Below are 15,205 nucleotides of genomic sequence, written 5' to 3' on the forward strand. Positions count from 1 at the left end.
TCAGCGGTCCGCGCCCTTCCGGCCGAGCTCGTTGTCGATGAACGCCAGCAGGTCGTCCGCGCTGGCCGCCGAGATCCGGTCCGCCGCCGACTCTTCCTTCTCCGGCCCCGACCACCGGTTCAGCAGCTGGCGCAACCGCGAGGTCACCCCGGCCCTGGTGACCTCATCCGCTGACGCCGCGGTCATCGCGGCCTCCAACCGGTCCAGCTCGGTCAGGATCGTCGGCGCCCCGGCCTCCGCGCCGCCTCCGCCCAGCTGCTCCGCGAGGTGCTCGGCCAGGCGGGCGGGTGTCGCGTAGTCGAAGGCCAGCGCCGCCGGCATCCGCAAGCCGGTCAGCGCCGCCAGCCGGTTGCGGAGCTCCACCGCGGTCAGCGAGTCCAGGCCCAGGTCGGCGAACTTCTGTTCTGGCTCAATGGCAGCGGCTGACTGGTGCCCGAGGACCGACGCCAGCTCGGTGACCACCATGGTGGTGACGGTCCGGAGACGTTCCTCATCGCCCAGACCGCGCAACGTGTCGGCCAGGTTCGCGGTGCTGGTGCGGACCGCCGCGCGGCGGCGGGTGCGGACCAGGCCGCGGAGCAGATGCGGGACCTCTGCCGCGGCTGGGCCGCCGGTGGTGACGACCAGGGGGACCAAGACCGGTTCCGCGGAGCCCAGTGCCCGGTCGAACAGGGACATGCCCATTTCCGGGGTGATCCTGGTGGCGCCCAACGCCTCCGCTCGGCGGCCGCCCATGTCTTGCTCGGCGGCGGCCATGCCCAGGGTCCACGGTCCCCAGGCCAGGGACAGCGCCGGGTGGCCGTGGTGGCGGCGGTGGGCGGCGAGGGCGTCCAGGTAGGCGTTGGCGGCGGCGTAGTTCGCCTGGCCGGGCGCGCCCATGATGCCCGCTTGCGAGGAGTAGAGGACGAAGCCTGCCAGGTCCCGGCCTTCGGTGGCGCGGTGCAGGTGCCAGGCCGCGTCGGCCTTGGCCGCCAGGACGGCCGCGAGGCGTTCTGGGGTAAGGCTTTCCACTACGCCGTCGTCGAGCACACCGGCGGCGTGCACGACCGCGGTCAGGTCGGGGATGGCGTTGACCAGGGCCTGCACCGCCTCGGCGTTGGCGACGTCGCAGGCCTGGACCGAGACTTCCGCGCCGAGTCCGGTGAGTTCCGCTTGCAGGCCGGCCGCACCGGGGGCGTCCAGGCCCCGTCGACTGGTCAGGACCAGGCGGCGCTGGCCGGTGGAGGTCACCAGGTGGCGGGCCAGCAGGGCGCCCAGGCCGCCGGTGCCGCCGGTGATCAGCACCGTGCCGTCCGGGTGCCAGCCGGTGATGCGGTCCTCGGTGATCTCCTTCGGGACGGCGAGTCTGGCCACCCTTGCCACGCCGCCGCGCACCACGACCTGGGGTTCGTCAGCGAGCAGTCCGGTGGCCAGGTCGGCGGTGGAGTCGACGTCCAGCAGGGCGAAGCGGCCAGGGTGTTCGGCGCTGGCGGAGCGGGTCAGGCCCCAGACCGCCGCGCCCGCCAGGTTGGTGACGTCCTCGCCGGGGCAGGCCACCGCGCCGCTGGTGACCAGCACGAGTGTGCTGGTGGCGAAGCGGTCGTCGGCGATCCAGCGCTGCGACAGCTCCAGCGCCCACTCCGTCGCGTGGCGCACCTCCGCCGGAGCCGCCCCGGACGACGGGACGCGGACCAGCACGATCTCCGGGACCTGGCCGGTGGCCAGCTCGTCCAGGGTGTCCGCGCGGCGGGCGGTGGCCAGGTCCAGGCCGTCGCCGAGCACCGCGGCGGCCACCTGGGCGCACTCCGCCTGGGCCTTCGGCCAGTCCACCACCAGCAGTGAGCCGGAGCCGGATTCGGGCGCGGGGCGGGCGTGGGCCCGGCCCTCGACCTCGCGGTGGCGCAGCACATCCACCGACAGCACCGGGCGTCCGGCGACATCAGCGATCTGGACGGTGGTGCCGTCCTCCCCCGCCGCGGCGAACCGGACCCGGAGGGTGGCCGCGCCGCTGGCCCGCAGCGAAACGCCTTCCCAGGCAACGGGTTCACGCCAGGTCTCGCCCGACCAGCTGGTAAGGGGCAGGGCTTGGAGGGCGGCGCTGAGCAGGGCGGGGTGCAGGCCGAATGCCTCCGCGTCCGCGACCTCCTCCGGCAGGCTCACCTCGGCGAAGACCTCCTCGCCGCGCACCCAGACCGCGTCCAGGCCCTGGAAGGCCGGGCCGTAGTGGAAGCCGGAGTCGGCGAACTGCTCGTAGCAGTCCTCGACGTCCACTGGATCGGCCTGCTCCGGTGGCCACACCGCGGCGAAGTCCATCGCCGTCTCCGCGCTGTCCTCGGCCAGTTTGCCCAGCGCGTGCTGGCTCCACGAGCCGCCGGACTCCGGGCGGGAGTGCACGGTGACCCGGCGGCAGCCGCTGCTACCCGGATCGACCCGCACCTGTACCTGCACCGCCCCGTTCGCGGGCAGCACCAGTGGCGACAGCACCGCCAGCCGCTCCACCCTGGGGCAGCCGACCTCGTCACCGGCCCTCACCGCCAGCTCCAGCAGCGCCGCCGGGGGCAGCACGACGGTGTCGCCGTCGCGGTGCTCGCCCAGCCACGCGTGGTCGGCGACGGAGAACCTGCCGGTCAGCACCACCCCGCCGCCGTCGGCCAGCGGGACCGCCGCGCCGAGCAGCGGGTGCGCGGTGTCGGCAAGGCCCAGGCCGGAGGCGTCGGCGACCCTGGTGGACACGGTCGGCCAGAACCGCTGGTGCTGGAACGGATAGGTGGGCAGCGGCACGGTCCGCGGGCGCGGTCCGCCCGGGGTGGTCCACAGCGCGGTCCAGTCGATCCGGCCGCCTGCCACGTACAGCGCGCCGAGTCCGCGCAGCAGCGCCTCGTCCTCGGCCACCCCGCCGCGCAGGGCCGGGGCCGCGGTCACGCCGGTCTCCAGCGAGCTCCGCACCGCCGCGCACAGCGATCCGTCCGGTCCCAGCTCCAGGAACCGGGTGACCTTGGCCGCGGCGAGCACGGTGACCGCGTCGGCGAAGCGCACGGTGTCGCGCACCTGCGCGGCCCAGTACGCCGGGGTGCGGAGATCATCGCCCCCGGCCCGCCGACCGGTCAAAGTGGTGACCACCGGTATAACCGGTTCGGCGTAGTTCAACCGGTCGATCACCGTCTTGAACTCGGCCAGCATCGGTTCCATCAGCGGCGAGTGGAACGCGTGGCTGACCGCGAGCCGCTTGGTCTTGTGCCCCTGTCCGGCGAGCACTTCGGCCAGGGCGAGCACCGCGTCCTCGGCACCGGAGAGCACCACGCCCTCCGGTGAGTTGATCGCGGCGATCGCCACACCCTCGGTGAGCTGCGGCTCGACCTCGGCCTCGGTGGCCTGCACGGCCACCATCGCGCCACCGTTGGGCAGCGCCTGCATCAGCCGGGCCCTGGCCGTGACCAGCGCGCACGCGTCGGTCAGCGAGAGCACTCCGGCCACGTGTGCCGCGGACACCTCGCCGATGGAGTGCCCGACCAGGAAGTCCGGTCGCACGCCCCAAGACTCGACCAGCCGGAACAGCGCCACCTCCAGCGCGAACAGCGCCCGCTGGGCGTGGCCGGTCTGGTTGAGCAGCTCGGCGTCTTCGCCCCAGACCACTTCGCGCAGGTCGGGGCCGAACTCGGCGAGCACCGCGTCAAAAGCCTTCGCGAACACCGGGAACCGCTCGTACAGCTCGCGTCCCATGCCCAGTCGCTGCGAGCCCTGGCCGGAGAACACGAACGCCGTGCGGCCCTCGGTCACCCGGCCTTTGGCCAGCACCGCGCCCTCGCACAGCACGGCCCGGTGCTCGAAGGCGACCCGGGTGGTGGCCAGCGAGTGCGCCAGCTCAACTGTGATTGGCAGACCACTCAGCTGCTCGATACGCGCCTGTAGCGCGGCCTCGGACTTGCCCGAGACCACCAGCGGCAACGGCACGTCCGGCGTGACAGTGTCCACAGTGGACTCGATCGCGGGCGGCTGCTCCAGGATCACGTGCGCGTTGGTGCCGCTGATACCGAAGGAGGACACCGCGGCCCGGCGCGGCCGGTCCACCTCCGGCCAGTCCCGTTGCGCGGGCAGCAGTTCCACCGCACCCTCGGTCCAGTCCACGTGCCCGGTCGGGTGGTCCGAGTGCAGCGAGCGCGGCGCGATCCCGTTGCGCAGCGCGTAGATCATCTTGATGATGCCGGCCGCGCCCGCGGCGGCCTGGGCGTGGCCCATGTTCGACTTGATCGACCCCAGCAACAGCGGGGTGTCCCGCTCCTGCCCGTAGGTCGCGAGCAAGGCCTGCACCTCGATCGGGTCGCCCAGGCGGGTGCCGGTGCCGTGGCCCTCCACCAGGTCGACGTCCGAAGTGGACAGTCCGGCGTCGGCGAGCGCGGCGCGGATGACGCGTTGCTGGGACGGGCCGTTCGGCGCGGTCAGGCCGTTGGACGCGCCGTCGGAGTTGACCGCGGTGCCCTTGACCACGGCGAGGATCTGGTGCCCGTTGCGCCGCGCGTCGGAAAGTCGTTCCAGCACCAGCACACCGGCGCCCTCGGACCAGCCGGTGCCGTCGGCCTCCTCGGCGTAGGAGCGGCAGCGGCCGTCGTGCGCGAGGCCGCCCTGCTTGTCGAACTCGGAGAACGGCGACAGCGAGGACAGCACGGTCACGCCACCGGCCAGCGCCAGCGTGCACTCCCCCGACCGCAGCGCCCGCACCGCGAGGTGCAGTGCCACCAGCGAGGAGGAGCACGCCGTGTCGACCGTGACCGCGGGTCCTTCCAGGCCGAGCGCGTAGGACACCCGGCCGGAGATCACGCTGGACACCGCGCCGGTCATGGCGAAGCCCTCCAGGCGCGGGTCGCGGGCGGCCAGGCTGGCGTAGGCCGGGTCGGAGGAACCGAGGTAGACCCCGGTCGCGCTGCCCGCCAGGCGGTCCGCCGCGATGCCCGCGTGTTCCACCGCCTCCCACGCGGTTTCCAGCACCAGCCGTTGCTGCGGGTCCATCGCGGTGGCCTCGCGCGGCGAGATGCCGAAGAAGGCGGCGTCGAACCCGGCCACGTCCTCGATGAACCCACCGGAGGGCGGCGTCGCCCCGGCGGGCAGCCCGAGGTCGGCGGCGCGCGCGGCCGGCATGTCGGCCACCGCGTCGGTACCGTCGAGCACGAAGCGCCACAACCCTTCCGGCGAGGTGACCCCGCCGGGGTAGCGGCAACCTGCGCCGACGATCACGATCGGATCGTCGTCGGCGACCCTGGTGACCGCGGGCGCGGCGGCGACCTGTCCGGTGCCTTCCACCGCCGCCAGCAGGAAGGAGGCCACCTGCTCCGGGTTCGGGTAGTCGAAGGCCAGCGTGGCGGGCAGCCGCAGCCCGGTGGCCTCGGCGAGCCGGTTGCGCAGCTCCACCGCGGTCAGCGAGCTGAAGCCTTGCTGCCGGAAGTCCCGCCGCGTGTCCACCTCCGCCGCGGCCTCGTGTCCGAGCACCGCGGCCGCGTGCTCGCGGACCAGGTTGGCCAGGTGGTCCAGCCGCTCGTCCGCGGCCAGCCCGGCCAGTTCCTTCGCCAGCCCGGTCCCGGACCGCTGGGCACCGACGGCCCGTCGCCTGCCCTGTTTCACCAGGTCCCGCAACAGGTGTGGCACCTCGGCCCCGTCCGGTGCCGAACCGCCGCCGAGCACCAGCGGCACCACCAGCGCGCGGTCCGCGCCGAGCGCGGCGTCGAACAGCGCCATGCCCAGCTCGGCGGTGATCGCCTGCGAACCCTTTGCCGTCACGCGGCGCAGGTCCTCCGCGTCGAGCCCGGCCGCCATGCCGGACTCCCACGGCCCCCAGGCCAGCGACAACCCGGGCAGCCCTGCCTGTCGGCGGTGCTCGGCGAGGGCGTCCAGGAAGGTGTTGGCCGCGGCGTAGTTGGCCTGGCCCGGCGAACCCATGACGCCGGCTGAGGAGGAGTAGAGCACAAACCCGGCGAGCTCGCGGTCCTCGGTGGCGCGGTGCAGGTGCCAGGCCGCCTCGGCCTTGGGTGCGAGCACGGCGTTGACACGCTCGGGGGTGAGGCGATCCACGATGCCGTCGTCCAGCACACCGGCGAGGTGCACCACGGCGGTGAGGTCCGGAATCCCGGCGACCAGCTCCCGCACGGCCGCCGGATCGGTGAGATCGCAGGCCACCACGGAGATCCCAGGGCCGAGGTCGGCAAGACCGGGCGCGTCCGGACCGCGACGGCTGGCCAGCACAAGGTGGCGCTGGCCCTGGGCGGCGAGGTGCCGGGCCAGGGTCAGGCCGAGTGCGCCGGTGCCGCCAGTGAGCAGCACGGAACCGTTGCGGTCCCAGGGTTGCGGGGTGGTCGGCGGGAGCTTGTGCAGGCGCGCCACCAGCGGCACGCCGTCGCGCACGATGACCTGCGGTTCACCGGAGGCCAGCACCGGCAACGCCACGGGCACGTCCGAGGCCTCGGCGTCGAGCAGGCCGAACCGCCCGGGATGCTCGGTCTGGGCCGAGCGCACCAGGCCCCACAACGCCGACGCGGCCAGCGCGCCGCCATCGACAGCGCCCCTGGTGCGGAACACCAGGCGCGAGTCAGCGAAACGGTCCTCGGCGATCCAGTGCTGCACCAGTCCCAGCACCTGCCTGGTGAGCGCCCGAACCACGGCGGGCACCTCGCCAGCCGGCGGAGCAACGGGCACCACCACCAGGGCGGGCACCTCGCTCAGCGCGGCCAGCTCGGCGGCGTCCGCCGTGGTCAGCTCGGCCGCTACGACTTCCGCCGCCCGCACCTCCGGCGCGGCCACCCAGTCGACCCCGAGCAGCACCTGTCCGTCCACAGTAGACTTATTGGCGGTCTCGATTTCCTGGTCCCGCATCGAGGTCACCGACAGCACCGGCAGCCCGGCCCCGTCCACCGCCTCGATCGCCACCCGGTCCTCGGCCAGCTGTGTCAGCCGGACCCGCAGGGTCGAAGCGCCGAAGGCGTGCAGCGTCACGCCCTCCCACTCGGCGGGGATGCGCGGTTCCAGCGCCGCCGCGAGCAGTGCCGGGTGCAGGCCGAAGTCCGCGCCACCGGAGCGTTCCACCTCGATGTCGTTGTCCGTGGCGGTGAAGGGCGCGGGTGCGGCCGCGTCCGCGAGTTCGCCGGTGGCGTTGCGCAGCCACGGGTTGTCCTCGGTTCGGGAGTAGATGGCCAGCTCGTCGCCGGTCACCCGCACCTGGACCTGGAGGCCGCCGCGCTCGGGCACCACCAGCGGCACCTCGGTGCTCAGCCGGCGGATCTGGCCCTTGCCAACCTGGTCGGCGGCCCGGATGGCCATCTCCAGCAAAGCGATCTGGGCGGCCGCCGGGTGTTCGGCGAGCCAGGGCTGGGCGGTGCGAGACAGGCGGCCGGTCAGGGTAACGCTGGCGTCGTCAGCCATCAGCACGGCCGCGCCGAGCAACGGGTGCCCGGTCGGGGACTGGCCGAGTCCGGCCGGATCACCGGGCTGGGCGGCGGCGCTGGGCCAGTAGCGCTGGTGCTGGAACGGGTAGGTCGGCAGGTCGATCACCTTGCCACCGCCGAGGAACTCCGCCCAGCGCACGCCAACCCCGGCCACGTATGCCGCGGCCAGTCCCCTGACCAGCGCGGTCTCTTCATCCGGGGTGCCCGCGCGGAGCAGGCTCGTGCACACCGTGCCCTCAGGCAGGACCTCGGTCGCGGCAGCGGCCAGCAGCCCGTCCGGGCCAAGCTCCAGCACCGCGCTGACGTCCAGCGCGGCCAGCTCGGTCAGCGCGTCGGCGAAGAGCACGCTGCCACGAACCTGCTGGACCCAGTACTCCGCCGAGTCCAGCTCGGCCAACTTCCCGGTCAGCGTCGAGACCACCGGGATGTCCGCACTGCCAAAGGAGATCCCGTCGATGGCGGCGGCGAACTCGGCCAGCATCGGGTCCATCAACGGCGAGTGGAAGGCGTGGCTGACCGCGAGCCGCTTGGTCTTGTGTCCTTGTCCGGCAAGCACTTCGGCGACTGCGAGCACCGCGTCCTCGACGCCCGAGAGCACCACACTGGTCGGCCCGTTGACCGCGGCGATCGCCACCTCCGCGGTGAGCAGCGGCGCGACCTCCTCGGCGGTGGCGCGCACGGCCACCATCGCGCCGCCGGTGGGCAGCGCCTGCATCAGCCGGGCGCGCGCGGCGACCAGGGCGCAGGCGTCGGTCAGCGACAGCACCCCGGCCACGTGCGCCGCGGCGATCTCGCCGACGGAGTGCCCGACCAGGAAATCCGGTCGCACACCCCAGGACTCGAACAGCCGGTAGAGCGCCACCTCGATGGCGAACAGCGCGCGCTGGGCGTGACCGGTCTGGTTGAGCAGCTCGGCATCCTCGCCCCACATCACTTCACGCAGGTCCTCGCCCAGTTCGGCGAGCACCGCGTCAAAAGCCTCGGCGAACACCGGGAAGCGTTGGTACAGAACGCGTCCCATGCCCAGGCGCTGCGAACCTTGGCCGGAGAACAGGAACGCGGTCCGGCCGTCGGCGACCACGCCGCGGGCGATGGTGGCCCCGTCGAAGAGCACCGCGCGGTGTTCCAGCGCGGCCCGGGTGGTGGCCAGGGAGAAGGCGAGGTCGAGCGAGGGCTCGGCGGAGCGGATGAGCTCGATCTGGGCGTCCAGCGCGGCTTCGGACCGGGCCGCCACGAGGAGCGGCACGCGCACGTCGGCCGTGGGCGCGGAGTCCTGAGCGGTGGCGAGCGTCGCGGCCGGGGCGGTGGCGGGCGGTCCGGCCAGCTCGCCCGGCTCCTCGATGATCAGGTGCGCATTCGTCCCGCTCACCCCGAACGCGGACACCGCGGCCCGCCGCGGCCGATCCACCTCCGGCCACGCGGTCTGCTCGGTGGCCAGCTGGATTTCCCCTGCGGCCCAGTCGATGTGCGTCGACGGCGTGCTCACGTGCAGCGTGCGCGGCACCACCCCGTGCCGGATGGCCTGCACCATCTTGATGATGCTCGCCACACCGGCCGCGGCCTGGGTGTGCCCCAGGTTCGACTTGATCGACCCCAGCAGCAACGGCGTTTCCCGCTCCTGCCCATAGGTCGCCAGCAGCGCCTGCACCTCGATCGGGTCACCAAGGCGCGTGCCGGTGCCGTGCCCCTCCACCACGTCCACGTCCACAGTGGACAGACCGGCGTCGGCCAGCGCAGCCCGGATGACGCGTTGCTGCGACGGGCCGTTCGGCGCGGTCAGGCCGTTGGACGCGCCGTCGGAGTTGACCGCGGAGCCCTTGACCACCGCCAGCACCCGGTGCCCGCGCCGCTGCGCGTCGGAGAGCCGCTCCAGCACGAGCACGCCCGCGCCCTCGGCCCAGCCGGTGCCCGCGGCGTCGTCGGAGTAGGAGCGGCAGCGGCCGTCCGGGGAAAGCCCGCCCTGCTTGGCGAACTCGGCGAACGGGCCCGGTGTGGACAGGATCGCGACCCCACCGGCCAGCGCCAGCGAGCACTCCCCCGCCTGCAAGGCCCGCGCCGCCAGGTGGATCGCCACCAGCGAGGAGGAACAGGCCGTGTCCACGGTCAGCGTGGGACCTTCCAGGCCCAGCACGTAGGAGACCCGGCCGGAGAGCACGCTGGAGGTGGTGCCGGTCATGATGAACCCGGCCACCGAAGCGCCCTCGCCGGCCAGCAGGGAGACGTAGTTGGCGTCGCCCGCGCCGACGTAGACGCCGGTGGGGCTGCCGGACAGGCTGGTCGGGTCGATGCCCGCGCGTTCCAGGGCTTCCCAGGACACCTCCAGCAGCACGCGCTGCTGCGGGTCCATCGCCACGGCTTCGCGCGGGGAGATGCCGAAGAACCCGGCGTCGAAACCGGCCGCATTCCGCAGGAAACCACCGCGCAGGTCCTCGGCGCCTTCGACGTCCCAGCCGCGGTCGGGCGGGCAGCCGGTGATGGCGTCGGTGCCGTCGAGCACCAGCTGCCACAGGTCCTCCGGTGAGGCGATGCCCTCGGCGTAGCGGCAGCTCATGCCGACGATCACGATCGGGTCGTCGGGTGCCGAGGTGGTCCGGATCATCGGCGCGTCAACGGATGCCGCGGCCCCGTCCAGGCGGGTGAGCAGGAAGGCGGCGACCTGGACCGGGGTCGGGTAGTCGAAGACCAGGGTGGCGGGCAGGGGCAGGCCGGTGGCGGCGGTGAGGCGGTTGCGCAGCTCGACCGCGGACAGCGAGTCGAAGCCCTGGTCGCGGAACTCCTGGCGCGGGCCGACCAGTTTGACCGAGGGGTGGCCGAGCACCGCGGCGACCTCGGTGCGGACCAGGTCGGTGAGGAAGTCCTGGCGTTCGGCCGGGCGCAGTGCGGCCAGCCGGGAGCCGAGGTCGGTGGCCGGAGTGCCGCCACCGGTGGCGGCGGCGGTCCGGCGGGTGGTGCGGACCAGGTTGCGCAGGATGGCCGGGACCAGGGCGGGCGAGGCCGCCGCGCCGGTGCCGACCGCGGTGGCCGCGACGACTACCGGCTGCTCGGTAGCGGTGGCCGCGTCGAACATCGCGTTGCCCTGTTCGACGTCGATCAGCGCAAGCCCCTTGGCCGCCAGCCGCTTGCCGTGCTCCTCCCCCAGCCCGCTGGTCAGCCCGCCTTCCCATGGCCCCCAGGCGATAGAGGTCGCGGGCAGGCCCAGCTCGCGCCGGTGCGCGGCCAGCGCGTCCAGGAAGCCGTTGGCGGCGGCGTAGCTGCCCTGGCCTGGGCTGCCGAGCACCCCGGCGGCCGAGGAGTACAGCACAAACGCGGCCAGGTCCTGACCGAGGGTGGCCTCGTGCAGGTGCCAGGCGGCGGTGGCCTTCGGGCCGAGGACGGTCGCGATCCGTTGCGCGGTAAGGGATTCCACCACACCGTCGTCGATGACCGCGGCGGTGTGCACCACGGCGGTCAGCGGGCGGTCGGTCAGCGCGCGCACCGCGGCCGGGTCGGTGACGTCGCAGGCGACGAACTCGGCCTCCGCGCCCAGCTCGGCCAGCGACTCGCGCAGCACGTCCACACCGGGCGCGTCCGGGCCGCGGCGGCTGGCCAGCACCAGCTTCCGCTGGCCGCGGGCGGCCAGGTGGCGGGCCAGCACGCCGGCGAGCTCCCCGCTGCCGCCGGTGATCAGGACCGCCTTGTCCGGGTCCCACGCGGGGGCCTCGGTCTGGGTGGCGGGCAGGCGGGTGAGGCGGGCGGCGCGCAGCACGCCGTCGCGGACCCGCAGTTGCGGCTCGTCGGCGGGCACGCTGACCGGGAGGTCGGCCAGGGACTCCACGTCGAGCAGGGCGAAGCGGCCGGGGTGTTCGGTGGCGGCGGAGCGGAGCAGGCCCTGCACCGCGGCGGCGGCCAGGTCGCCCGCCTCGGTGACCACGACCAGGCGGGAGGCGGCGAAGCGCTCCTCGCTCAGCCAGCGCTGCACCAGTGCCAGGGCCTGGCCGGTCAGGTCGGCGAGCGCGGCCGGGTCGGTGCCGCGCAGTGGCGCGTAGACCACCTCCGGCACCTGGCTGTCACCGAGGTCGTCGAGCATCGCCCAGGACGCGGGCGCGGTGGTCTGCACCGGCAAGGCGGGCCAGTCGATGGCGAACAGCGAGTCGGTCACGCCGGGCCGGGCGACCTGCCCGGCGACGCGGGTGCGCACGGCGTCCACGGTGCACACCGGTCCACCGGCGGGGTCGACGGCGGACAGGGTGAGTCCGTCCGGTCCTTCACTCCAGCGGACCCGCAGCACGGCGGCACCGGCGGCGTGCAGGGTGACGCCCCGCCACTCGGCGAGCATGCCGGGGGCGAGCTCCGAGCGGCCGGGCAGGTAGGCACTGGCCTGCAGCGCGGCGTCCAGCAGCGCCGGGTGCAGCGCGAACGCGGCCGCTTCCTGGCTGCGGCTGTCCAGGCTCTCCGGCAGCGCGACCTCGGCGTACACCTCTTCGCCGAGCCGCCAGACCTCGCGCAGGCCACGGAAAATCGGCCCTCTGTCCACAGTGGACTCGTTCAGTGGCACCGGTTCCGCGCCGGGCGGCGGCCAGGGCGCTGGGTCCTCGATCGGTCGGTGGTCGGCCGGGGTGAGCGTGCCGCTGCCGTGTTCGACCCACTCCACGTCGGAACGCGCCGGGCGGGAGTGCACGCTAACCGCGCGGCGGCCCAGGTTGTCGGCCGGGCCGACCCGCACCTGCACCGCGAGCTGGTCGTAGTCGTTGAGCAGCAGGGGCTCGCCGACCCGCAGTTCGCCGATCCGATCGCAGCCGACCTGGTCCGCGGCGGTGAGCACCAGCTCCAGCAGGCCGGAGTCGGGGAACCAGACCCGGCCGTCCACCACGTGGTCGGTCAGCCAGGGCTGGTCGCCGGTGGAAAGGCGGCCGCTGACCAGCAGGCTGCCGTCGGCGGCGGAGGTGGTGACCGCGCCGAGCATGGGGTGGAAGACCGGGATCAGGCCGAGTCCGGCGGCGGAGTTGGTGGAACGCTGCTCGCCGACCGGCCAGTAGCGCTCGCGCTGGAAGGCGTAGGTGGGCAGGTCGATCACGGAGGCGCCGGCGTCGCGGAAGAACTCCGCCCAGCCCACCGGAACACCCGCGACGTGCAGCCGCGCCAGGGAGCGGAGGACGGTGGTCTCCTCGGTGCTGTCCTGCTCGTCCTTGTCCGGGCGCAGCACCGCGACCACCGCGCGCTCGCCCTCGGTCAGGGTCTCGTGCACCATCGAGGACAGCGCCCCGCCGGGCCCGACCTCCACGAACCGGGCGACCCCCGCCGCGGCCAGCGTGCGCACCCCGTCGGCGAACCGCACCGCGCGGTGCACCTGCTCGACCCAGTAGTCGGCGTCCAACTCCGTGACCGGCGCGCCGGTCACGGTGGACACCACCGGAATCCGGGCCCGTTGCGGAGTCAGCCCCGCCGCCACCGCCCGGAACTCCGCCAGCATCGGGGCCATCAGCGGCGAGTGGAACGCGTGGCTCACCTTGAGCGCCTTGGTGCGGTGCCCGCGCGCGGCCAGCGTCCCGGCCAGCGCCGCGACCGCCTCCGCCGCCCCGGACAGCACCACTGAGCGCGGTCCGTTCACCGCCGCGATCGAGACCTCGGCGTGCCCGGCGAGCAGCGGCGCGACCTCGTCTTCGGGTGCGTCCACCGAAACCATGGCCCCACCGGCGGGCAGCGCGCTCATCAGCCGGGCGCGGGCGGCCACCAGCGCGCAGGCGTCGGCGACCGGGTACACCCCGGCCGCGTGCGCGGCCGCGATCTCGCCAACCGAGTGCCCCATCAGGAAGTCCGGCCGGACCCCCCAGGACTCCAGCAGCCGGAACAGCGCGACCTCGACCGCGAACAGCGCGGGCTGCGCCCAGCCGGTGTCCTGCAACAGGTCTTCGTCGGTCCCCCAGACCACCGCGCGCAGGGAGCCGCCGAGGTGGCCGTCAAAGGCGTCGGCGATCTCGTCGAAGGCCCGCGCGAAGGCCGGAAACCGTTGGTACAGCTCGCGTCCCATGCCCAGGCGCTGGGCGCCTTGGCCGGGGAAGAGGAAGGCGGTCTTGCCTGCGACCGGGGCGCCTTCGACCAGGGCGGGGTGGCGGTCGCCGTCGGCGAGGGCGGTGAGGGCTTCGGGGGTGAGGGCGACGGCCCGGGTGGTGAACAGGGATCGGGTGGTGGCCAGGGAGAGGCCGAGGTCGAGCGGGTGGTGACTGTCTACTGTGGAGCGTAGGGCGGTGGCTTGGGCGCGGAGGGCGGCTTCGGTGCGGCCGGAGAGGATCCAGGGCACGAGCGCGGGGGTGGCGGCAGCGCCGTCGGCGGGCACGGAGGCTGCGGGCGCGGCCGCGCTGACAGTCACGGCGGCGGGCGTGGCGGCGCTGGGCGTCGCGGTCTCGGGCGGCGTGGGTTCCGGGGCTTGCTCCACGATCACGTGCGTGTTCGTCCCGCTCGCCCCGAAGGAGGAAACCCCCGCCCGGCGCGGCCGATCCACCTCCGGCCACGGCGTGTGCTCCGTGACCAGCTCGATCGCCCCCGCGCTCCAGTCCACGTGCGAGCTGGGCCGGTCCACGTGCAGCGTCCTGGGCACCGCCGAGTGCCGGATCGCCTGCACCACCTTGATGATCCCGGCCACACCCGCCGCGGCCTGGGTGTGCCCGATGTTCGACTTCACCGAGCCGAGCAGCAGCGGGGCTTCCCGGTCCTTGCCGTAGGTGGCCAGAAGTGCTTGCGCCTCAATGGGATCGCCGAGTTTGGTGCCGGTGCCGTGCGCCTCGACCACGTCGACCTCGGCCGGGGTCAGGCGGGCGTTGCGCAGGGCCGCCCGGATGACGCGGCGCTGGGCTGGGCCGCTGGGAGCGGTCATGCCGTTGGAGGCGCCGTCGGAGTTCATCGCGGTGCCGCGAATCACCGCGAGGATGCGCCGGTTCTGCGCCTGCGCCTCGGAAAGGCGTTGCAGCACCAGGACTCCGGCGCCCTCGGCCCAGCCGGTGCCGTCGGCGGCGTCGGCGAAGGCCTTGCAGCGGCCGTCCGCGGACAGCGCGCCCTGGGCGGCGAACTCGACGAAGCCCGCGGTGCTGGAGAGCACGCTGACGCCGCCGACCACGGCCAGTGAGCATTCGCCCGCGCGCAACGCCTTCGCGGCCAGGTGCAGGGCCACCAGCGAAGAAGAACAGCCGGTGTCGACGGTCAGGGTGGGGCCGCGGAAGCCGAAGATGTAGGAGACCCGGCCGGACAACAGGCTGCTGGACTGGGCGGTCTGCCATTCGATCGCGCCCATCGGCACCCGGTAGTCACCGGTGCCGCCGCCGACGAACACACCCGTGTCGCCGCCGCGCAGCTCGGCCGGGTCGATGCCCGCTCGTTCCAGGCCCTCCCAGGTGACCTCCAGCAGCAGCCGCTGCTGCGGGTCCAGGATCAGGGCTTCGCGTGGGGAGATGCGGAAGAAGCCGGGGTCGAAGCCCGCCACGTCCTCGACGAAACCGCCGTAGCGCGGGACCTCGGGGCCGCCTTGGCCGGGCAGGGCGTCCAGGGCGGCGAAGTCCCAGCCGCGGTCGGTCGGCATATCGCCGATGGCGTCCACGCCCTCGCTGGTCAGCCGCCACAGGTCCTCCGGCGAGGCCACGCCGCCGGGGTAGCGGCAGGCCATGCCGAGGATGGCGATCGGCTCGTTCGCGGCCGACTCCAGCTTCGCGTTCTGCTGGCGCAGCACCTCGGTCTGCTTCAGCGCCGCCCGCAGCGCCTCAACTACCTTGTCGTTCACGCCCTCGGCCCCTCTTCCTCCGTGCCGGCGCCCAGCGCCAGCCGCACCAGGT

At 73.9% G+C, this 15,205-nt stretch carries 2 protein-coding genes (1 of these 2 running past the window's edge); both read right to left on the minus strand.

Going from position 1 to position 15,205, the window contains the following annotated elements:
* Positions 1 to 15,153, minus strand: coding sequence for an SDR family NAD(P)-dependent oxidoreductase (locus ACWDY5_RS09220; protein WP_449721759.1), 15,153 nt, complete (start codon positions 15,151 to 15,153; stop codon positions 1 to 3).
* A protein-coding gene (locus ACWDY5_RS09225) for a type I polyketide synthase (RefSeq protein ID WP_449721760.1) crosses the window boundary here: on the minus strand, positions 15,150 to 15,205 show its final stretch. The gene runs 22,591 nt beyond the window's last position; only the last 56 of its 22,647 coding nucleotides appear in the window; its start codon lies off the right edge, out of view; the stop codon is at positions 15,150 to 15,152. The genes ACWDY5_RS09220 and ACWDY5_RS09225 overlap by 4 nt, the downstream gene beginning before the upstream one ends.

It is taken from the genome of Crossiella sp. NPDC003009 (assembly GCF_053591555.1).